Source organism: Paenibacillus sp. OAE614 (genome assembly GCF_040546645.1).
In the GTDB taxonomy this organism is placed as follows: Bacteria; Bacillota; Bacilli; order Paenibacillales; family Paenibacillaceae; genus Paenibacillus_AQ; species Paenibacillus_AQ favisporus.
The window spans coordinates 4,091,325-4,110,946 of record NZ_JBEPOD010000001.1 but is presented as its reverse complement, the minus strand read 5'-3'; the positions used below and the strand labels follow the sequence as shown (position 1 = coordinate 4,110,946).

Genomic DNA, 19,622 nt, shown 5'->3' with positions numbered 1-19,622 from the left:
CCGCACATCTGTCAGGCAATATTTTGAGTGTGATTCCCAAATGTGATAAGCTGAAGACACCATATTGGAGAGGGAATTTTCCATGAAACGAAAATTTGGAGATCGAGCGAACTGGCGCCGGATTTCCCGCCGCCGCTTCGCCTGCCGTTATGTTGAGAGCGATGCATTCACGGGCTATATTACGCTGTACACGATTTACAACCTGAAAGAGCCGCTCTGGAAAAACTACGGAAATCATACCTACCGCATCGCGGATAAAGGATACTCGTGGCTGCAGTACTTTCCCCATAACAGCCATTATATTGTCACGGCGATGTTCGACGAACGGAGCGAAATTATCCAATGGTACATCGACACCTGCAAAACGCAGGGGGTCACGGAACAAGGCGTGCCTTGGTTTGACGATTTGTATTTGGATGTGGTCGTCCTTCGAAACGGAGAGGTGTTCCTGCTGGATGAGGACGAACTGGATGATGCGCTGACCCGTGGGGATATCACCAAGGAAGACTACCAATTGGCAATCTCAACGGCGAAGAACGTGATGAAAGCCATTGATGCGCATCAGTTTCCGTACTTCCTCATGTCCCTTGAGGACCGGAAGCGACTATTTGACAACGGTGAATTCCGGAGGAAGTCATGAACGTCCGCAGCGGGGGGCCGGTGGCCGTAACCAAGCGTAAGAGAATGTCCGTGCTCCGGAAGCTGCTGATTACCTTCGCCGTTCTGGTCCTGCTCGGACTGCTGTGGGTCGGGTATGCATGGCGGCTCATGAACGGGGCCCACAGCTCCGTACCGGCATCGGAAAGCGATGTCGGCATTATTCTCGGCGCATCGATGTGGGGGGACTCGCCTAGCCCCGGTCTCCGGGAACGCTTGGACGAAGGGCTCCGCCTCTATCAGGAAGGCAAGTTTCCATATATTATCGTCACCGGCGGCCTGGACCGGGCGGATTACAAGTATACCGAAGCCGAAGGCATGCGGAATTACCTGGTGGACCACGGCGTGCCGGCATCGGCTATTATTCTGGAAAACAAGGCGACGAGCACCTATGAAAATTTGCTGTTCAGCCGGGAGATTATGAGAGAGCGGGGATGGCAAAGCGCCGTCATCGTTACGCATCAATACCATGGCATGCGCTCATTGGACATTGCGAAATTTTTGGACTACACCCGACCAGCCCTTGGTTTAACAGAGTCCAGAACGCTGCAGATGAAGTATCACAAGCCGCGGGAAGTGCTGGCCTACACCAAATGGAAGCTGGATGAGCTGCTGCTGCTGACAGGACTGAAATAGATGGGAAACTGCTAATAACGCCTGGGCAAGTAGAATACATTGAATAGAGAATACATCTCTGTAGATAAATGAGGTGATGGATGCATGAACGGGCGTATAGCGGCCGCGAACGGCCGGCCGGAGGGCAGGCCATCCAGACAAATCAATGTGATTTTGCGCAACCAGGAGCCTCCTGTCGTCAGCAGCGCCGTTCCGGAGAAGGAATCGGTCCCTGCCCAGAAGAATACAGCTCAGCACAGCCTGTATCAGGAAATTCAAAAAGAGCTGGATCAGCTGGTAGGGCTGGACAGCATCAAGGATTTCGTGTTTGAAATTTACGCCATGCTCCAAATCGCCCATATGCGTCAGGAAGCGGGGCTGGCCAGCGGCGGACATGTATATCATATGGTGTTTAAAGGAAACCCCGGCACGGGTAAAACCACAGTAGCACGAATCATCGCCAAGCTGTTTCAAAAAATGGGTGTGCTGAGCAAAGGCCACCTGATCGAAGTGGAACGCGCCGACCTCGTCGGTGAGTATATTGGACATACCGCGCAGAAAACCAGGGACTTGGTCAAGAAGGCGCTTGGCGGTATTCTTTTTATCGATGAAGCGTACAGCCTGGCCAGAGGCGGCGAGAAGGATTTCGGCAAAGAGGCGATCGATACGCTGGTCAAGGCGATGGAAGACCACAAAAATCAGTTCATTCTGATTCTTGCCGGATATTCCGAGGAGATTGACTTTTTTCTGCAAACGAATCCGGGGCTGCCGTCGCGTTTTCCGATTCAGGTCGATTTCCCCGATTATACGATCGATCAGCTGATCCAGATCTCCGAGCTGATGGCCAAGGAGCGGGACTACATCCTGATGCCGCAGGCGATACTAAAATTGAGGCAGCACCTGATTCAGGAGAAAGGCGAAAGCGAGCACGCCTTCAGCAATGCGAGGTACGTACGCAACACGATCGAGAAGTCAATCCGGAATCAGGCTGTGCGGCTGCTGAATCATTATGCGCACAGCAATCCGGGTAAGCTGGAGCTTATGACGCTCCGGACCGAGGATTTTAAGCTGGAAGCCAAAGGCTCGCCCGGCAGTTTGAACTGATCTTTATTTTGCAGCAATGGACGCTGAAGCGAAAAGGAGCAGATCATCATGGCAAACCAAACGTATGACACGAATCATGAAATTCCGGACCGGGCCGTACTGGTCAGCCTGGTGACCGACGAGGTGAAGAGATCCGGCATGAATACGGAGCACTCGCTTCAAGAGCTCGTCCGGCTGGCCGAGACGGCTGGCGTGGAAGTGCTGGAAATGCTAGTGCAGAACCGGGATGTACCGGATGCGAGATGGTTTATCGGCAAAGGCAAGGTGGAAGAGCTGAAGCAGATTCTGGAAATGCATGGCGGCAATACGGCCATCTTTGACCAGGAGCTCTCCGGCGCCCAGGTCCGTAACCTGGAGGAGGCCCTCGATGCCAAAATCATCGACCGCACCCAGCTCATCCTGGATATCTTCGCCCAGCGCGCCAAAACGCGCGAAGGGATTATCCAGGTGGAGCTGGCTCAGCTGACGTACCTGCTGCCACGGCTGTCCGGACACGGCAAAAACCTTTCCCGTCTCGGCGGGGGAATCGGGACGCGGGGACCGGGGGAAAGCAAACTGGAAACCGACCGCCGGCACATCCGCGGTCGGATCGGCGACCTGAAACGCCAGCTTGAAGAGGTTACCAAACACCGGAAGCTGCACCGCGGCCGCCGGCAGAAGAGCGGGGTGGTCCAGGTTGCGCTGGTGGGCTACACGAACGCGGGCAAGTCAACGCTGCTCAAACAGCTGACCAACGCTGACGTCTATATCGAAAACCAACTGTTTGCGACGCTGGATCCGACCTCGCGCATCATGAAGCTGCCCGGCGGCAGCGAAGTTATCCTGACCGACACGGTCGGCTTCATCCAGAACCTCCCGCATGACCTCGTCGCCGCGTTCCGCGCCACGCTGGAGGAAGTGAATGAGGCCGATCTCGTGCTGCACGTCGTTGATGCATCGTCGGAGATGCGCGACGAACAAATGCGGGTGGTGGATTCCATTCTGGAAGAGCTGGGGGCGGCTGACAAGCCGCAGCTGATCCTTTTTAACAAAAAAGACGCCTGCACCTCGGAGCAGCTGGAAATGCTGCCGTCCGGGACGGGTTATTTAAAAATCAGCGCTTTTGCGGAAGGAGATCTGCTGGCCGTTCGCGAAGCAGTACAGACGAGGCTGACGGGAGATACATTAACCTTCCGCGTACCTGCCGGACGCGGTGATATATTGTCCCAGCTGCACTGGGTCGGCGAAGTGATTGGCCAGGATGCCGACAATGATGATATGATTTATACGGTGCAGGTGCACAAGCCAGACTATGAGAAGTACGGTTACATCGTAGAGAGCTATAAAGAACAGGTCAGACCTTCTGACCAATGAGAAGTGAGGAGAAACCGGGAACATGGTAACATTTGCAGACGAACTTATACAGTGGAAAGATACAGCCGAGCGGCGGATCGAAGGTCAGCTCCGGACGGTGGACGGAATCGTGGACCATAATCAGTGGAAGGTCATCGAAGCGTTCCAGCGCCATCAGGTGAGCGATTTTCATTTCGCCGGCTCAACCGGTTATGCCTATAACGACCGAGGAAGAGAAGTGCTTGACTTGGTGTATGCGGACGTATTCGGAGCCGAAGCAGCTCTGGTACGCCCGCATTTTGCTTCCGGGACCCATACGATTTCAACGGCCTTGTTTGGGGTGCTTCGTCCTGGGGACGAGCTGTTCTACATTACCGGACGGCCGTACGATACATTACATAAGGTGATCGGCCAAAAAGGGGATGGTACGGGCTCCCTGGCCGATTTCGGGATTACTTACCGCGAAGCTGCCTTGACTGCGTCAGGAGACGTAGACTGGGAGGCTGTAGAAGCAGGCATTTCCGGCTCAACGAAGTTGATCGGCATCCAGCGGTCGCGCGGATATGACTGGCGTTCCTCGTTCACGGTGGAGCAGATTGGCGAAATGGTCCGGCGCGTAAAGCAAATCAAGCCGGATGTGATCGTGTTCGTGGACAACTGCTACGGCGAATTTACGGAAGAAATAGAGCCGACGCAGGTCGGTGTAGATCTGATGGCGGGCTCGCTGATCAAAAACCCCGGCGGGGGTATTGCCGAAACCGGCGGCTATATTTGCGGCAGACAAACCCTCGTTGATCTTGCAGCCTATCGGCTGACCGCACCGGGCATCGGCGGTGAGGTGGGAGCGATGCTGGGAGCGACCCGGGGGATTTACCAGGGGCTCTTCCTGGCGCCGACGCTTGTGGGACAAGCGGTCAAGGGCAGCATTTTCGCAGCCGCGATGTTTGAGCAGGCGGGGTTCGAAAGCAAGCCGGCATGGAACGAGAAGCGCACCGACCTGATCCAGGCCATTTCCTTTACCGGGCCGGATCATTTGATCGCTTTCGTTCAGGGGATCCAGCGCGCGGCAGCGGTCGACAGCCACGTCGTACCTGAGCCGTGGGACATGCCCGGCTACGAGCATCCGGTCATTATGGCGGCCGGGACGTTCATTCAAGGGGGAAGCCTGGAGCTGTCTGCAGACGCGCCGATCCGGGAGCCTTTTATCGGATACATGCAGGGCGGACTCACCTATTCACACGTCAAATATGGCGTAATGATGGCGTTACAGACGATGAAAAATCGAAAATTATTGTAAGTTTATCTGACACGTTATTGACGTGTGATATCATGAAATGTACAATGGAACATGAGAAATAGTTCATGTGGAAGGTTGAGATGAGTCATGGGTGATGAAATTCGCAGAAACATGGCATTATTCCCGATAGGTATCGTCATGAAGCTGACCGATTTGTCCGCGCGGCAGATCCGGTATTACGAACAGCACAATTTGATCGTGCCTGCGCGCACCTCCGGCAACCAGCGGTTGTTCTCGTTTAATGATGTCGAGAGATTGCTGGAGATTAAGGCGCTCATTGAGAAGGGCGTCAACATCGCGGGAATCAAGCAGGTCATGAATCCTGTGTCCAAAGAGTCTGAGGAAGCCACTGTCCTTAATGCCGACACCGAGGTAAAGCGCAGAGAACTGTCGGAATCTCAGCTGCACCGATTGCTGAAACAGCAGCTGGTATCTGGTAAGAGACCGGGTCAGGTCTCATTGATTCAAGGCGAGCTGTCCCGGTTTTTTAATAAAAAATAATAGGAATCACATGTGAGAAAGGGAGAGGATATCGTGAGTTATACTAAAGAGGATATTCTGCGTATTGCGGAGGAAGAGAACGTCCGTTTTATCCGTCTTCAATTCACGGACTTGCTGGGAACGATCAAAAATGTGGAGATTCCCGTCAGCCAGCTGAAGAAGGCGCTCGACAATAAAATGATGTTCGATGGATCTTCCATCGAAGGTTATGTGCGCATCGAGGAATCCGATATGTACCTGTATCCGGATTTGGACACTTGGGTCATTTTCCCTTGGGTGACGGAAGACCGCGTTGCGCGTCTCATCTGTGACATTTATATGCCGGATGGCACTCCGTTTGCCGGAGACCCGCGCGGTATTCTGAAACGCAACCTGAAAGAAGCGGAAGCGATGGGCTACACGTCCATGAACGTAGGTCCGGAGCCGGAATTTTTCCTGTTCAAGACCGACGAGAAAGGCAATCCGACGACGGAACTGAACGACCAGGGCGGATATTTTGACCTGGCTCCGACAGACCTCGGCGAGAACTGCCGCCGCGAGATCGTATTGACGCTGGAAGAAATGGGATTTGAAATCGAGGCTTCCCACCACGAAGTGGCGCCGGGACAGCACGAGATCGACTTTAAATACGAGAACGCCGTGAAGGCAGCGGACCAGATCCAAACGTTCAAACTGGTCGTTAAAACGATTGCCCGTCAGCATGGTCTGCATGCGACCTTTATGCCGAAGCCGCTGTTCGGCGTGAACGGTTCCGGTATGCACTGCCACCAGTCGCTGTTCAAAGGCAACGAGAACGCCTTCTACGATGAGTCTGACGAGCTGGGCCTGAGCGCCACCGCCCGCTATTACATGGCAGGCGTACTGAAGCATGCCCGCGCCATGGCAGCCATCACGAACCCGACGGTCAACTCTTACAAGCGCCTCGTTCCAGGTTATGAAGCTCCGTGCTACGTGGCTTGGTCCGGCAGCAACCGCAGCCCGATGATCCGGATTCCGGCTTCACGCGGTTTGAGCACACGCGTTGAAGTTCGTAACCCGGATCCTGCAGCGAACCCGTACCTGGCGCTTGCCGTTATGCTGAGAGCCGGCCTTGACGGCATCAGCAACGAGCTGAAGCTGCCGGCGCCGATCGACCGCAACATCTACGTGATGTCCGAAGAAGAGCGCATTGAAGAAGGCATCCCAAGCCTGCCGGCCGACCTGAAGGAAGCCCTCGGCGAACTCATCCGTGACGAAGTCATCATCGACGCGCTCGGCGAGCATGCCCTGGCTCACTTCTACGAGCTGAAGGAAATCGAATGGGATATGTACAGAACACAAGTTCATCAATGGGAGCGCGATCAATACATCACGCTGTACTAAGAATGGACAATCCCCTGCACCTGACCGGTGCGGGGGATTTTTTTACGGCTGACAGGCTGCTGCCCAATCTCACTGTTCTTACCATTTAGCCTATACCTCTTTATGCTTTTCGCCATATGAATATGGTGTACCTTATAAATCAAGGAGGTTATCACATGAGCGATGGCGTTGGAGGCGTTGGAGTAGGATACGGTTATGGTGGTCTGTGGGGCGGAGGCGTAGGAGCAATCCTGGTCCTCTTCATCCTGCTGGTCATCATCACGAAAGCCTTTATTTACTAAAATAAAGGATCTCGAAGCCCGTCGGCATCTGCCGGCGGGCTTTTCTTGTCGGAATCGGCATCATCCTTTCAGCGATGCACACAGATCACTTTTTCAGCACATTTAAAGCCGCTCTTAATTTTCTGGCAAACGTAACGGGGTTCTCTACTGTTTCCAAATGAAGGTACATCAGCCTCGGCTTTTCAAAGAGCCAGTGATTGTGGATAGCGGTCACTTTAAAACCTTGCTTGCGGGCGGCACTGGTAAAGCGCTGGACTTCCGACTGAAGCAGCGTGATTTCCCCTGTGTTGAGCGTTGTGCCGTTTTTCAAAGATTGGATCGTGATTTCGTGCTCGGTTTCATAGTTTCTGCCGAGAATTTTGGCATTCAGCTTTCTTTCGATCATGATGGAGCAGCTTTTTCCGTCTGACGTGCCTTTGCCCCCGAGAATGGCGGCCAATCGGTCGCACAGCGATTTGGAGATGTTCATAACCGGATTTCTCCTTTCATCTCTTGATGATCTAACTTATGCGAAACCGTGCTAGAAAGGAAAAGCAGGAGTCTATAACTCTATAAAATGGTTTTGTTGTTCAGCGAAATTGGTTACAATGGCATAGTAACCAATCCTGTACATGGAGTGAGCGTCGTGGTGAAATCCGTTGATTTACCCTCCTAAAATCGCGAAATATACATTTTAGGAGGGTTCATACATGAAATTTATTCCGATCCAAACCGGGCAGTGGGACAGACAGCCTTATTTTGACCACTATTTCAAACAGAACCGGTGCACCTTTAGCATGACAGCCAACATCGAAATCACCTTGCTGCTGGGCGAGCTGAAGAAGAGGGGGATGAAGCTGTACCCCGCCTTTTTGTACATGCTGTCCAGAATCGTAAATGCGCATGTGGAGTTTCGGATGGATATTCGGGAGGAGCAGGTTGGCTTCTGGGAGCAGATGAGTCCGTGTTATACGATTTTTCATCCGGAAAACCATACCTTCTCCGCGATCTGGACTGATTACAGCAGCAGCTACCGGAGCTTTATGGAACTTTACCGGGAGGATCAGCTCCGTTATGGACAAGATATGGGGCTGTTTACGAAAAAAGACATGCCGCCTCATACCTTCTCCGTCTCCATGATTCCATGGGTCAGCTTTACCGGCTTTAACCTGAATCTGGATCATGGCGGAGGCTACCTGCTGCCGATCATCACGGGGGGCAAGTATTTTCGGGAAGGGAAGCGCGATCTGCTCCCGGTATCGCTCCAGGTACATCATGCCGTCTGCGACGGGTACCATGCCGGGATGTTTCTGCAAGAGCTGCAGCAGCTCGCCGACACCTGCACTGACTGGATGGATTGAGGGATGTACACGCTATAAATGAGGATGAAAGGATTCTCAGGGGACCCTTACAGGGTCCCTTTTTTGTCGATTGTTCGGCAATGCCTGGTTTTAAAATACTACATTGTCTCAGGTGATCATTTAAAGGGACCTTTAGAAATTAAACCTATTTCCTGAATTTCTCACCTCCCTTTTCGAGTCAAATCGCGGCATAATGAACCCATACCAAACAAAAAGGGGATAACAAGATGGCAAAGATGTCGAAATTATTAAGCATCGTGCTTACAGGCACCTTGGCGCTTAGTCTTACGGCTTGTGGAAGCGGTAACAAGGAGGATTCTGGCAGCAACGCATCGGGCGCGGCCGGATCCAACAGCAGCACATCCGACACATCGAAGGACAAGAACATTACGATTACTTTCCAAAACATCTATCCGGACCCGACGGATCCGAAGAACAAGATCATGAACAAGATTGTGGATCAGTATGAGAAGGATCATCCGAATATCAAAATCGAACTGGATTCGCTCAACACCGACCAGCAGAAGCTGAAGCTGAAAACGCAGGCGGCCTCCAAGGAAATTCCGGACATTACGGTCGTGAACCCGGCGGCGCAAATGCAGCCTTTTGTCGATGCCAAGCTGCTGGCTCCGCTCGACGACATGCTGGCCGAGAACGGTCTGAAGGACACGTTCCAGGACGGGCTGCTGGACTGGTACAGCTTTAACGGCAGCACGTATGCGGTACCGGACGGCAACAACATCGGCGTGGTGTACTACAATAAAGAGCTGTTCGAAAAGGGCGGCGTGAAGGTTCCAAGTACGTTTGAGGAAATGGTCGACGTCGTCAAAACGCTGAAATCCAAAGGCATTCAGCCGATGGCAATCGGCGAGAAAGACACCTGGACCGGTTCGTTCCTGTTCATGAACATGCTGCTTCGCACGAACAACGGCCCTGGATTCCTGAAGGACGTCCTCGACAAGAAAAAGACGTTTGAAGATCCGGCCTTCGTTGAGGCGGTTGACGCATTCCAGAACCTCGTGCAAGCCGGAGCTTTCCAGGAAGGCGCAACCTCCTTCGATTACAACGCCGGCGAGAACCTTTTCAAAACCGGTAAAGCAGCAATGTACTACATGGGAACCTGGGCCACCGGCGGCATTGAATCGTCTTCCGTAAACGGCAAAGTCGGCGTCTTCAAATTCCCGACGATCGGCGGCAAGGGCAACCCGGACGAATTCATGCTGGCACCGGGCAGCGCGTTCGCGATTGCAGCAGACAGCAAGCATCTTGCAGAAACGAAGGAGTTCCTCAATTACTTCATGCTGAACTTCCCGAAAGAAGCGTTTGAAGCTAAAGGCGCGGTCGGAATCGGCCAGAAAGTGGACGGAGACTTCAAGGCTGCAGGATATTCCGACATGGCGATGGACGTGCTGAACATGTTCAAGGAAGTCAAAGGCGGAGACCTGGCGTTTGACAACACGATGAATCCGGGCACGGCCCAGGTTCACCTCTCCAGCATTCAAAACCTGTTCGCCCAGAAGAAAAATTCGGCGGACGTGGCGAAAGAGCATCAAGCCGGGTTCGAAGATAACAATCAATAAATAACGGATACAGCTAGTTATAGAGAGAACAGGGATTTAAACATGAAGGGAACGCATTTCGGATGCCGTTCCCTTCAATTCCCATGAGGAATATTGCAGCCAAGAAGGAGAAGGAGGAGAGGTAAGTCGTGAACGTGCTGAAGGTCTCCCGCTGGACGATTGCCGCGTTTGTGCTTCCTTGCTTAATCATCTATATCGGTATTGTGTTTGTTCCCATCCTCGTATCCATGTACAGCGGTATGCTGGACTGGAACGGGATCGGCGAATCGACGTTCGTGGGTCTGGCCAATTTCAAAAAGCTGCTGTTCCACGACTCGGTATTTTGGCCGTCGGTGCGGAGAACGCTGATGTTTGCGGTGTTCTCTATGGCCGAGATTCCGATCGCACTGCTTGTAGCCATACTGCTGAAGCGTTACGTGCGAAAACCGAATTTTTTGGTTTCCAGCTACTTTTTACCGGTCATCTTGTCCGTCGTCGTCGTCGGCCAGCTGTGGAAAACGATCTATAACCCGGCTTCGATGGGCGGTATGCTGAATCAAATCCTGGATGCAGTCGGACTGCATTCCTGGGGCAAAGCCTGGCTCACCGATCCTTCGGTCGCCATGTATTCGCTGTATTTCGTCGCCCTGTGGCAGTACCTGGGTTACCACACCCTCATTCAATTTACAGGCATTTCGAATGTCCCGGACGATGTGTACGAAGCGGCCCGTATTGATGGTGCCGAAGGCTTTAAAGCGGATTGGCACATTACGTTTCCGCTGATTGTCCCGATTTTCAAAATTTCCATCGTGCTGGCCTTCATCGGCTCTCTGCAAGCTTTCGACATGATCATGGTCATGACGGGGGGGGCGGACCGGCGCATGCCACGGACGTCATTTCCACGCACATGTACAATATGTCGTTCACGTCCATGAAATACGGTTACGGAAGCTCGATCGCCGCATTCCTGGTGGTGCTCTGTCTGGCCGCCACGTTCTGCATCAACTTCATTTTCAACAAACTGGAAAAACGATACTCGTAAAGGAGGAAACCGCCAATGAACACAAGCACTGCCGTCGCTTTGAACAAGCAGGTGGCCGCAACCGGACGCAAACGGTTTTCCGTTACGAAGGCCATCGTGTTTCTGGTGCTGGGCATTCTGTTTGTAACCCAGGTGTATCCACTGTTGTGGCTGCTCCTGTATTCCTTGAAATCCAATGAAGAAATTTTGTCGGGCAGCTTCTTCGCCCTGCCGCATTCGCCGCAGTGGGGCAATTACAGCGCTGCGCTGGAGGGCAACTATTTCCGCTATCTGCTGAACAGCATTTTTGTCACATCCGTGACGATGATTGCCGTCATTATTCTCAGCTCCCTGTGCGCCTATGCGATCAGCCGATTCCGGTGGCGCTTTGGCGGGGCGGTCATGGTCGTATTCTTGATCGGAATGATGATCCCGATGCAGGCGACGCTGCTGCCGCTCATGATCATTTTCAAAAACATGCATATCCTGAATACACATCTGTCGATCATTTTGCCGTATGTGGCATTTTCCATGCCGATCGCCATCTTTATTCTGAGCGGGTTCATGAAAACCATTCCGCACGAAATCGAAGAATCCGCGGTGGTGGACGGAGCGGGGATCGGACGCATATTCTCGAGCATCATCCTGCCGATCTCGGTTCCGCCTGTGATGACGGTGTGTATCCTGACATTCATCAACATCTGGAACGAATATATTTTGGCTGCGACGTTTATCTCATCAGAAAAGCTGAAAACACTGCCGTTCGGCGTCAACAGCTTCGTCAGCCAATATTCGGTCAACTACGGGGCCATCGGCGCATTTCTTGTGCTGGGCGCGCTTCCGGTCATCATTATCTACTTCCTGCTGGCGGATAAGATCACCCAAGGTATGGTAGCAGGAGCAGTAAAAGGTTAGTAGGGCAAAGACGGCTTCTGTGATAGAATGACAAATGGATGACCGGATACGAAAGGGGAATGTATCTGTGGGGCGACATTTTCGTTCGATTCACAGCCGTCTTTTTCTGCTGTTTCTATGCTGCATGACCGGCATATTGATATTGATCAGCGTTGTGTATTATTACCGTACGATTTCCATTATTCATACCAAGGTGAATGATATCGCCGAGAAGAACATCTCGCAGACCGCCGGACTGTTCAACTCGCTGCTTCAAGGCTACAACAGTCTCTCCAAGTCGCTCAACAGCAACTACGAGCTGACCCGGCTGCTGCAGGAGACCCATGTGAAAGAGACCGTCGCCATCGAAAACGAACGAACGATTACGAATATTATCGGGGCGGCTTACTATTCAAGGAACGATATTACAGGCATCCATATTCTGACCGACAGGGGCAAAGTGTACAGTTATGAGCGCCAGTTCGCTGGGGTCATCGACAACAATTACGCCCAGACGTCCTGGTACAACGAGCTGAACGCCTCGTCGGGCAATATGGTCTGGCTTGGGATCATGCCAGGATCGCCGATCAATACGCTGCAGCAGAAAGAGAACGTCTTTGTGTTCGGTCGGAAGCTGTATGATCTGAACACGCACAAGCAGCTTGGCATCATGGTCATCGAAGCGAATCCTTCGTCCATCATGGAGGCAATGTCCAATGTGACGATCAGCCCGGGCAGCCGCGTGTACCTGATCGATCAGAACAACAACATCATCGCTTCCACCGGTAAAAAAGGGACGGAGGCGCCGGACTTTGCCAGCATTCCGAAGCCGGGTGCCGAAGACGGTATTCTGGTGGACGACAGCTCAAGCCAGCTGGTGGTCGCTGCCAATACGCCCATGGCGGGCTGGACAATCTACGGTTTTACCCCGAAGCACGACATTCAGGCGGAAGTGAACCAGACGACCCAATACCTCGTTGTCGTCCTGATCGTGCTGATTATCGTCTCGACGGTTCTGGCCACGCTGGTATCGCGCAACATAGCTTCTCCGCTGAAGCTGCTGATCCGGGAAATGAAAAAGGTGGAGATGGGCAATTTCAGCGGTTCGGTTAATGTCGATTCGTTTGACGAAATCAACAGCCTGGTGTCTTCCTTCAACCGGATGGTGCACCGGATGGATGAGCTGATTGAGACGATCAAGGTCACGACCGTCAGCGAGAAGAACGCGCAGCTGCAGGCGCTGCAGTCCCAGGTGAATCCGCATTTTTTGTACAACACGCTGGACATGATCTACTGGATGCTGGATGAAAAAGGGAATGAACGCCTCAGCAGGGTCATTCTGTCGCTGTCGCAAATGTTCCGTTACAGCAGCAACTGGGAGGAGGCCTCCCGGACGACGCTGCGTCAGGAATTGGAGCAGATCCGGCATTATTTGACGATTATCGAGAACCGTCTTGAGGACAGGCTCGTACCGAAGATCGATGTGGATCCGCAGTGGATGGACGTCACGCTGCCGAAAATGACGATTCAGCCGATTATTGAAAACGCTGTAAAATACGGACTGGAGCCGCTGGATCGGCAGGGTATGCTGCTCGTTACGGCGGAGCAGGTCATGGACGATCTGCATGTCGTCGTTCGGGATAACGGGAAGGGAATGGACGAAGACACGCTGATGCGGGTCAGAAGCTTGCTGGAGGGCGGGAACCGCACGTCGCCCATAGCGGAGGACAGAGACGGCCCTGTGCTTCGCCGTGGCATCGGTTTGAGCAATGTGCATGAGCGGATCCGAATGATGTTCGGCAGTCCGTACGGTTTATACTTGGACAGTCAAGAAGGGGAAGGAACGACGGTAACCATCCGTTTACCAATCCGGCACCAAGGAGGAATGGAAGATGAACATTTTAGTCGTGGACGATGAGCATGTGATCCGTGACGGAATTAAGCGCACCATCCACCGGGCCTATCCGCAGCATTATGTTCACCTGGCAGCGAATCCGGAGGAAGCGGTTCAGCAGCTGCGCAGACACCGGATTGACCTGGTGCTGACCGATATCCTCATGCCGGGAATGACGGGCCTTGAATTGATGCAGCTGTGCCAAGGCAGTTATCCGCATATCAAATGGGTCATTATTTCGGCTTATTCCGAGTTTTCCTACGCCCAGGAAGCCGTCAAGCTTGGGGCTAAGGACTATATGCTCAAGCCGATCGGGAAAGAGCTGCTGCTCTCCATGATATCCGGACTTGCTCAGGAGATGGATCGGGAGAATGAAATCGTTCGCGAGGCGGAGCTGCTGAAGTCTAACCTGAAGTATTTGCGCGAGGCGGTATTTCAGCGCTGGGCGAGCGGACTCGATACCGGGCGCCTTGACGTCGCCTCAATAATTGAGAGCTACCCCGCATTCCAACTGGTGATGGTTAAGATGGAGAGCGAGGCGCCGGTGCATCTGGAGCATTTTATTATTGAAAATGTGCTTGGTGAGCTGATTGAAGCGCACGGCTGCGGATTTGTGACAAGCATGGACGAAACGAGCCTGATCGGCCTCGTCTCGCTGGGGGAAGAGGGCGGCATGAAACGTCTGACGGATGAGCTGCGCGCTAACTTGAAACGATGCGTCAAGGTGCCTTTCCAGATTCAGTCGACGGGACTCATCACAGACATTCACCGGGTGCCGGAGGAAGTGCGGCGGATGCGCCAGGAATCGGCATCGCTGGACTACGAATACAACAACCCGGGCGGTAACCGAGCGATCGAGGTTGCGGTGCAGTACATCAAAGCGCACTATCATACGGATCTGTCCCTGGAAAAGGTAGCTTCGGTCGTGTTCCTGAATCCGGTCTACTTCAGCCAGCTGTTTAAGCAGAAGACAGGAAGCGGCTTCAAGGAATACGTCACCAATCTGCGGATCGAACAAGCCTGCAAGCTGCTGCTGCAAACGCATTTGAAGCTGGCCGATATTTCGGACAAAGTCGGATATGTGGACGTCAAGCATTTTACCCAGGTGTTCCGCAAAAAGACGGGAAAAACCCCGACGGAGTACCGTCTGGAGCAAACGGCGGATTCCCGTGAGGCGTGTCCCACCTGAATCATCCTGCCTTGATCCCAACGCCGAAAAGAGCCCTTGACCTTCCTGAGTAAGGAAGAGCAAGGGCTCTATTGCTGCTTGTCCAGCATCATCTGCTAGTGAATATCGCGGAACAGCCCGACGACTTTGCCCAGAATGGTGACATGGTTCAGACGCAAAGGTTCGTAAGCCGGGTTCTCCGGTTGAAGCCGGATATGGTCTTTCTCCTTGTAAAACGTCTTCACGGTTGCTTCATCCTCATCCGTCATGGCAACGACGATGTCCCCGTTATCAGCTGTCTGCTGCTGTCTCACGATGACGTAGTCACCGTTATGAATGCCCGCCTCGATCATACTGTCCCCAACGACGGAAAGCATAAACACTTTCTCATCTCCGACATAGTGCTGCGGCAGAGGGAAGTAATCTTCAATGTTCTCCGTTGCCGTGATCGGCACTCCCGCTGTGACCTTGCCTACTACGGGAACTCTGGCGATCGTATGCGTGAACAGATTGCTGCTCTCGGATTCTTCTTGTCCCAACAGTTCAATGGCACGCGGCTTCGTAGGGTCTCTGCGGATCAAGCCTTTCTTCTCCAGTCGGTCCAAATGGCCGTGTACAGTCGAGCTGGAAGCCAACCCTACCGCCTCACCGATCTCTCGGACGGACGGAGGATAACCCTTGGCGCGGACTTCATTTCTGATAAATTCCAATATCGCTTGCTGCCGGCTAGATATCTTTGACATTCCCCATCAACCCCATTTAGTAACGTTTGGTAAAATTATAACATAGAACTGCCGTTCGTACAAACATAAGTTCTAAATGATTTTGCTTTGATGGAGCGGGATTTTTGCGGCTTCTGAATGAAGGAAACCTGTCTCTAAAAACATAGGAACAATTGTTCGAAAAAAGTGTTGAACAAAACAAATGTTCGTGTTATATTGTTCTCATAAAACAAGAACAAACGTTTGGAGGCGTAATATTTATGCTGAAACACACTACATACCAAAGTATTTATAATAACCCATCCGTTAACCCATCCATCAATGAAGCTATAGCAACTCCTTGGTTGAAGAAAGTCCAGTCCTTCGCGCCAGGCCCTGCCTTGATCAAACTGATCCTAGCGGCCCTGATTATTTTGGTGGGATGCACAGGTGTCGTTCGCGTATTCGCAGGAACCTCGGATGATGTTCGGTTAGAGAAAAATGTCATCGTTCAGCAAGGCGATACGCTGTGGGGAATCGCTTCTGCCCATAAGCCGGAAGACATGGATATCCGCGCATATATTATGGCGGTGAAGAAGTATAACGATTTAACCAGCAGCGAAATTCAAGCCGGAGAAGTATTGGCACTCCCACAATATTAATAGAAGATAAATGATCAAGAGCTTGGAAAGGTGTGAACCTTGACAAGCTCTTTTTATCATGGCAAAGTTAGGTATGACTTGAATATTGGAGGAGTAATTGTATGGATATCGATAGCGTTGTAGAGAGAATTAATGAGCTTGCGCGCAAGCAAAAGGAATCCGGTTTAACCGAAGAGGAGATCGAAGAACGGGCCAAGCTTCGTGAGAGATACCTTCAGAATGTCCGCAGAAATTTCAGACAGCAGCTGGACTCGATTGAATGGGTGGATGAAGAGAAGAAATAACACCAGCTGGATTAGACTCATACATTCGATCATGGTATAGACTGACTCAAGGTTTTGTATGGCTCACTACCGATAACAGAATGCTTCTATGTAAGCGCACCAAGTTTCCTTCATTTGTTCTATTATATAGAATATGAAACTACAGGAATAAATGCTGTAAGCAGTATTGGGCCGTTATATATTAGGAAGTAAATAGCAAAACTTTCGTTCAAACTATATAGCCGTAAGCATTTTGAGGAGGTTCGTGAATGGCCCGTTCATGGGAAAGACAGGTAAGAAAAAATTCAGCGCAGCTGGATAAGCAGAGAAAGAAGCAAGGGAAGCCTTCCATCTACAGCGCGGGGGGGCCTTCAGCTGACATTTATAAAGGAAGAAACTATGTGCTTCCGATTACGATGGTCGCTCTGGCTGCGGTCTACTTTTTGCTCGGGATGATCGGACAGGAGGGTACGGCAGGAAACAGCAGCATGACCTGGATCATTATGGCCATGTACTTGTTCCTGGGCTTGATGATCTTTTTGCGCAGGCCTTTCCTGCGTGTGGAGAAAAACGCCGTATCGACGATCAAGTTCAACCGGGATCGGCGACTGACCGCAGACAATATCGCCAAGATCAAGCTGGCCAAAGGCTCTGTCGTGATTGAGCCGAAGGGCAAAGGCGGCAATTGGGTGTTCACGCGCCTGATTAATCGCTACGACACTGATGCCATAGGGGAACGTCTGGAGCGTTTTGCACAGACCCACAATATCCCTTTGGAAAAATAAACATATATAAGAGATAGCTAATGGAGAGGATGGAAGAGGATGCCGGTACAAGCTGTTTTTTTCGATTTGGACGATACGCTGTTGTGGGATGAGCGCAGCGTGAAGGAATCCTTTGAAGCGGTATGCGAGACGGCCGCCAAGGCGAAGGGCATTGACGCCAAGGAGCTGGAGGAAGCGGTCCGCAATGAGGCAAGGACGTTATATCAATCCTATGACACGTTTGCCTTTACCCAAATGATTGGAATTAACCCGTTTGAAGGGCTCTGGGCCAACTTCAGCGCAGGCGAACAACCTGAATTTCGCAGACTTGAGGAGCTCGCTCCAGGCTACCGCAAGGAATCATGGCGGCGCGGGCTGCTGAAGCTTGGTGTTGACGATGAACAGCTGTCCGGAGAATTGGCCGAGCAATTTGCCGCCGAGCGTCGCTCCCGCCCCCATGTATATGAAGAGACCTTCCAGGTGCTGGACGAACTGAAAGGAAACAAGAAGCTGCTTCTTCTGACGAACGGCTGTCCTGCGCTCCAGCAGGAGAAGATCGCCGGCGTTCCCGAACTTGCCCCGTATTTTGACGAGATCGTCATTTCCGGCACATTCGGCAAAGGCAAACCGGATCCGACCATCTTCGAACATGCGCTTTCTTTGCTTGGATTAACACCGGAACAGACGCTCATGGTCGGCGACAAGCAGACAACCGACATCAAAGGCGGAAACAGCGCCGGACTGACCACGGTATGGATCAACCGCACCGAAAAAGTGAAAGATCCGTCCATTGAGCCTGATTACGAAATCAAGCATCTGTCCGAGCTGCATCGCATCATTGCCGAACGGTCTTAAGCTGGTTTTATACGTTAGCCTGCCCAGAGGGAGGAATCCTTCGTCCGGCAGGCTTTTATTATACCTTGTGCATATGAATGCCCCGTTTGCTGAGCAACCTCGACCGCTCTCCGGTCAATTTGTTCCATTTTGTTAACAGATGGATTGTTTGGGTGAGGCGATAATTATGTATAATGATGAAGAATATGGACAAACAGCATACATAGATAGACGTATAGGGAGTGACTTCGCTTGAGAAAGTACGGTTTTGTTGCTCTGCTGCTGCTGGCGGTATGGAGCATAGCAGGCTGCGGCAGCGGCGGCGGTGGTCATGCGGGCATGGACATGAGCGAGAGCATGATGGATCCGGTGCAGGTGGATCTTAGCTGGACGCCGGAGCAGGTCAAGGTAGGTAATCAAGTTACCATCGAGGTGAACGTAACGCAAAAAGATAAACCAGTCGATAAGGCCGATGAGGTTATGATTGAAATCTCGAAGGAAGGCGACAGCAGCAGCCATGAAAAGGTGGCCGCCCAGAATGCCGGCGGAGGGAAGTATACGCTCGATAAATCCTTTGAGCAGGCGGGCACCTACAGTATCACGTCACATGTTACGGTAGGACCACAGCATACGATGCCGACGAAAAAGCTGACCGTGGCGGAATAATCAGCATCATGTTTCGTTTGATAACGACAAGCAACCCCCGTCCTTCCTGGCGAAGGCGGGGGTTGCTGCGTATATCGCTATATTTGTGGATTAGGACTGAAAGCTTGGGTCCTGAACCGGATGGGCGACCCAGCCGTTTTCCTCGATAAAGAGGCGGACGGCGATAATTTTACGATTGTCCATCAGCGTAAAGAAGTGGTTTGTATTTTCCGGAACGGAGATGACATCGCCGGCTTCGAGCTCTACATTGAAGTAGCCGATGTCGCCTGCGCCCTTGATTACGAATATTCCTTTGCCGCCCACGATCGCCCGGATTTCGTCTTCCGTGTGGGTATGAACCTCTTCGAACTTATTCAGCAGGTCTTCCAGGTTCGGCGTAGCGTCGGACAGGGTGATGACGTCCCAGATCTTGTAGCCGCGGCGGGCAGCCAGATCACGGATCTCCTCATCGTAGGTGTCCAGGATTTGCTTTTTCTGCTCGTCGTTCAGTTGAAAATTGGTTTGAAGCTCCAGAGGCAGCTTGGAAGCATCCCATTTTTCATAAAGAACGTTTTGATTGTTGAGGAACTCACGAACATTATCGTCGCCGGTAATCCGTTCGTTCGTATTGCGAATCACGATTTCAGCCATCTCTAAACCCTCTTTTCCACTTGGATTAATTCATATTATAACGAACCATACTTTTGTTGTCGATTATATATTACACG

Annotated in this window: 21 protein-coding genes and 1 pseudogene; 19 read left to right on the top strand and 3 right to left on the bottom strand. The window is 52.0% G+C overall.

The features are described from left to right. Positions 1–82 precede the first annotated feature (82 nt). From ABIE48_RS18825 to ABIE48_RS18790, 8 genes are all read left to right on the top strand, one after another. Positions 83–640 carry a ribonuclease FAU-1 family protein gene (locus ABIE48_RS18825; protein ID WP_105442220.1) on the top strand — a complete coding sequence of 186 codons (558 nt, stop codon included), beginning with the start codon at positions 83–85 and terminating at the stop codon, positions 638–640. After that, positions 637–1,293, top strand: coding sequence for a YdcF family protein (locus tag ABIE48_RS18820; protein WP_192715521.1), 657 nt, complete (start codon positions 637–639; stop codon positions 1,291–1,293). The genes ABIE48_RS18825 and ABIE48_RS18820 overlap by 4 nt, the downstream gene beginning before the upstream one ends. 84 nt (positions 1,294–1,377) lie before the next feature. After that, complete coding sequence (locus tag ABIE48_RS18815; protein WP_145024172.1) at positions 1,378–2,376, top strand: AAA family ATPase; 999 nt, start codon at positions 1,378–1,380, stop codon at positions 2,374–2,376. A 48-nt stretch (positions 2,377–2,424) separates the two neighbouring features. Then, a complete protein-coding gene (hflX, locus tag ABIE48_RS18810) occupies positions 2,425–3,729 on the top strand; it encodes a GTPase HflX (RefSeq protein ID WP_192715520.1) in 1,305 nt (434 codons plus the stop codon). Positions 3,730–3,751: 22 nt separating this feature from the next. After that, the gene (locus ABIE48_RS18805; RefSeq protein WP_192715519.1) at positions 3,752–5,005 is read left to right on the top strand and encodes a methionine gamma-lyase family protein; all 1,254 of its coding nucleotides are present in this window, start codon (positions 3,752–3,754) and stop codon (positions 5,003–5,005) included. Between the two features lie 87 nt (positions 5,006–5,092). Further along, complete coding sequence (locus tag ABIE48_RS18800; protein ID WP_076171220.1) at positions 5,093–5,506, top strand: MerR family transcriptional regulator; 414 nt, start codon at positions 5,093–5,095, stop codon at positions 5,504–5,506. Positions 5,507–5,539: 33 nt separating this feature from the next. Next, positions 5,540–6,868 (top strand): type I glutamate--ammonia ligase, encoded by a 1,329-nt coding sequence (gene glnA / locus ABIE48_RS18795; RefSeq protein ID WP_076171222.1) that lies wholly within the window; start codon positions 5,540–5,542, stop codon positions 6,866–6,868. Positions 6,869–7,023: 155 nt separating this feature from the next. Continuing rightward, positions 7,024–7,149, top strand: a complete 126-nt coding sequence (locus ABIE48_RS18790; protein ID WP_143811875.1) for a sporulation protein YjcZ — start codon at positions 7,024–7,026, stop codon at positions 7,147–7,149. Positions 7,150–7,234: 85 nt separating this feature from the next. Here the strand turns inward: ABIE48_RS18790 and ABIE48_RS18785 are convergent, their stop codons facing one another. Then, positions 7,235–7,618, bottom strand: coding sequence for a DUF1259 domain-containing protein (locus tag ABIE48_RS18785; protein WP_145024178.1), 384 nt, complete (start codon positions 7,616–7,618; stop codon positions 7,235–7,237). 220 nt (positions 7,619–7,838) lie between these two features. Here ABIE48_RS18785 and catA point away from each other — a divergent pair, with 220 nt between their 5' ends. From catA to ABIE48_RS18755, 6 genes and pseudogenes are all read left to right on the top strand, one after another. After that, positions 7,839–8,489 carry a type A chloramphenicol O-acetyltransferase gene (catA, locus tag ABIE48_RS18780; RefSeq protein WP_145024180.1) on the top strand — a complete coding sequence of 217 codons (651 nt, stop codon included), beginning with the start codon at positions 7,839–7,841 and terminating at the stop codon, positions 8,487–8,489. A gap of 227 nt (positions 8,490–8,716) precedes the next feature. After that, positions 8,717–10,069: an extracellular solute-binding protein gene (locus ABIE48_RS18775; protein WP_192715518.1), complete on the top strand. Its 1,353-nt coding sequence runs from the start codon at positions 8,717–8,719 to the stop codon at positions 10,067–10,069. Positions 10,070–10,197: 128 nt separating this feature from the next. After that, positions 10,198–11,090, top strand: a pseudogene (locus ABIE48_RS18770) (carbohydrate ABC transporter permease). 15 nt (positions 11,091–11,105) lie between these two features. Further along, complete coding sequence (locus tag ABIE48_RS18765; protein ID WP_145024184.1) at positions 11,106–11,984, top strand: carbohydrate ABC transporter permease; 879 nt, start codon at positions 11,106–11,108, stop codon at positions 11,982–11,984. 67 nt (positions 11,985–12,051) lie between these two features. Beyond that, positions 12,052–13,881 carry a sensor histidine kinase gene (locus tag ABIE48_RS18760; RefSeq protein WP_145024186.1) on the top strand — a complete coding sequence of 610 codons (1,830 nt, stop codon included), beginning with the start codon at positions 12,052–12,054 and terminating at the stop codon, positions 13,879–13,881. Continuing rightward, positions 13,856–15,046 carry a response regulator transcription factor gene (locus ABIE48_RS18755; protein WP_145024188.1) on the top strand — a complete coding sequence of 397 codons (1,191 nt, stop codon included), beginning with the start codon at positions 13,856–13,858 and terminating at the stop codon, positions 15,044–15,046. Before ABIE48_RS18760 ends, ABIE48_RS18755 begins: the two co-directional genes overlap by 26 nt. A gap of 95 nt (positions 15,047–15,141) precedes the next feature. Here ABIE48_RS18755 and lexA read toward each other — a convergent pair whose 3' ends face one another. After that, on the bottom strand, positions 15,142–15,768 hold the full coding sequence (gene lexA / locus ABIE48_RS18750) for a transcriptional repressor LexA (protein WP_076171240.1): 627 nt from the start codon (positions 15,766–15,768) through the stop codon (positions 15,142–15,144). Between the two features lie 239 nt (positions 15,769–16,007). Here lexA and ABIE48_RS18745 point away from each other — a divergent pair, with 239 nt between their 5' ends. From ABIE48_RS18745 to ABIE48_RS18725, 5 genes are all read left to right on the top strand, one after another. Continuing rightward, on the top strand, positions 16,008–16,388 hold the full coding sequence (locus ABIE48_RS18745) for a LysM peptidoglycan-binding domain-containing protein (RefSeq protein ID WP_145024190.1): 381 nt from the start codon (positions 16,008–16,010) through the stop codon (positions 16,386–16,388). A gap of 101 nt (positions 16,389–16,489) precedes the next feature. Further along, positions 16,490–16,672, top strand: coding sequence for a DUF896 domain-containing protein (locus tag ABIE48_RS18740; RefSeq protein WP_076171246.1), 183 nt, complete (start codon positions 16,490–16,492; stop codon positions 16,670–16,672). Between the two features lie 248 nt (positions 16,673–16,920). Next, positions 16,921–17,436: a hypothetical protein gene (locus ABIE48_RS18735; RefSeq protein ID WP_192715517.1), complete on the top strand. Its 516-nt coding sequence runs from the start codon at positions 16,921–16,923 to the stop codon at positions 17,434–17,436. A gap of 39 nt (positions 17,437–17,475) precedes the next feature. Beyond that, complete coding sequence (locus ABIE48_RS18730; RefSeq protein WP_192715516.1) at positions 17,476–18,270, top strand: HAD family hydrolase; 795 nt, start codon at positions 17,476–17,478, stop codon at positions 18,268–18,270. A 231-nt stretch (positions 18,271–18,501) separates the two neighbouring features. Then, a complete protein-coding gene (locus ABIE48_RS18725) occupies positions 18,502–18,915 on the top strand; it encodes a FixH family protein (protein WP_192715515.1) in 414 nt (137 codons plus the stop codon). Positions 18,916–19,005: 90 nt separating this feature from the next. On the opposite strand, the gene ABIE48_RS18720 is transcribed toward ABIE48_RS18725, so the two are convergent. Continuing rightward, complete coding sequence (locus ABIE48_RS18720; RefSeq protein WP_076171258.1) at positions 19,006–19,545, bottom strand: 1,2-dihydroxy-3-keto-5-methylthiopentene dioxygenase; 540 nt, start codon at positions 19,543–19,545, stop codon at positions 19,006–19,008. Positions 19,546–19,622: the final 77 nt, after the last annotated feature.

Excerpts from the sequence above, each read along its gene's own strand:
- ABIE48_RS18730 (WP_192715516.1), top strand. The coding sequence starts at position 17,476 with ATGCCGGTACAAGCTGTTTTTTTCGATTTGGACGATACGCTGTTGTGG.
- ABIE48_RS18800 (WP_076171220.1), top strand. The coding sequence starts at position 5,093 with ATGGGTGATGAAATTCGCAGAAACATGGCATTATTCCCGATAGGTATC.
- ABIE48_RS18785 (WP_145024178.1), bottom strand. The coding sequence starts at position 7,618 with ATGAACATCTCCAAATCGCTGTGCGACCGATTGGCCGCCATTCTCGGG.
- hflX (WP_192715520.1), top strand. The coding sequence starts at position 2,425 with ATGGCAAACCAAACGTATGACACGAATCATGAAATTCCGGACCGGGCC.
- catA (WP_145024180.1), top strand. The coding sequence starts at position 7,839 with ATGAAATTTATTCCGATCCAAACCGGGCAGTGGGACAGACAGCCTTAT.
- ABIE48_RS18765 (WP_145024184.1), top strand. The coding sequence starts at position 11,106 with ATGAACACAAGCACTGCCGTCGCTTTGAACAAGCAGGTGGCCGCAACC.
- ABIE48_RS18740 (WP_076171246.1), top strand. The coding sequence starts at position 16,490 with ATGGATATCGATAGCGTTGTAGAGAGAATTAATGAGCTTGCGCGCAAG.
- ABIE48_RS18825 (WP_105442220.1), top strand. The coding sequence starts at position 83 with ATGAAACGAAAATTTGGAGATCGAGCGAACTGGCGCCGGATTTCCCGC.
- ABIE48_RS18745 (WP_145024190.1), top strand. The coding sequence starts at position 16,008 with ATGCTGAAACACACTACATACCAAAGTATTTATAATAACCCATCCGTT.
- ABIE48_RS18755 (WP_145024188.1), top strand. The coding sequence starts at position 13,856 with ATGAACATTTTAGTCGTGGACGATGAGCATGTGATCCGTGACGGAATT.
- ABIE48_RS18815 (WP_145024172.1), top strand. The coding sequence starts at position 1,378 with ATGAACGGGCGTATAGCGGCCGCGAACGGCCGGCCGGAGGGCAGGCCA.
- ABIE48_RS18790 (WP_143811875.1), top strand. The coding sequence starts at position 7,024 with ATGAGCGATGGCGTTGGAGGCGTTGGAGTAGGATACGGTTATGGTGGT.
- ABIE48_RS18735 (WP_192715517.1), top strand. The coding sequence starts at position 16,921 with ATGGCCCGTTCATGGGAAAGACAGGTAAGAAAAAATTCAGCGCAGCTG.
- ABIE48_RS18805 (WP_192715519.1), top strand. The coding sequence starts at position 3,752 with ATGGTAACATTTGCAGACGAACTTATACAGTGGAAAGATACAGCCGAG.
- ABIE48_RS18820 (WP_192715521.1), top strand. The coding sequence starts at position 637 with ATGAACGTCCGCAGCGGGGGGCCGGTGGCCGTAACCAAGCGTAAGAGA.
- ABIE48_RS18720 (WP_076171258.1), bottom strand. The coding sequence starts at position 19,545 with ATGGCTGAAATCGTGATTCGCAATACGAACGAACGGATTACCGGCGAC.
- lexA (WP_076171240.1), bottom strand. The coding sequence starts at position 15,768 with ATGTCAAAGATATCTAGCCGGCAGCAAGCGATATTGGAATTTATCAGA.
- ABIE48_RS18775 (WP_192715518.1), top strand. The coding sequence starts at position 8,717 with ATGGCAAAGATGTCGAAATTATTAAGCATCGTGCTTACAGGCACCTTG.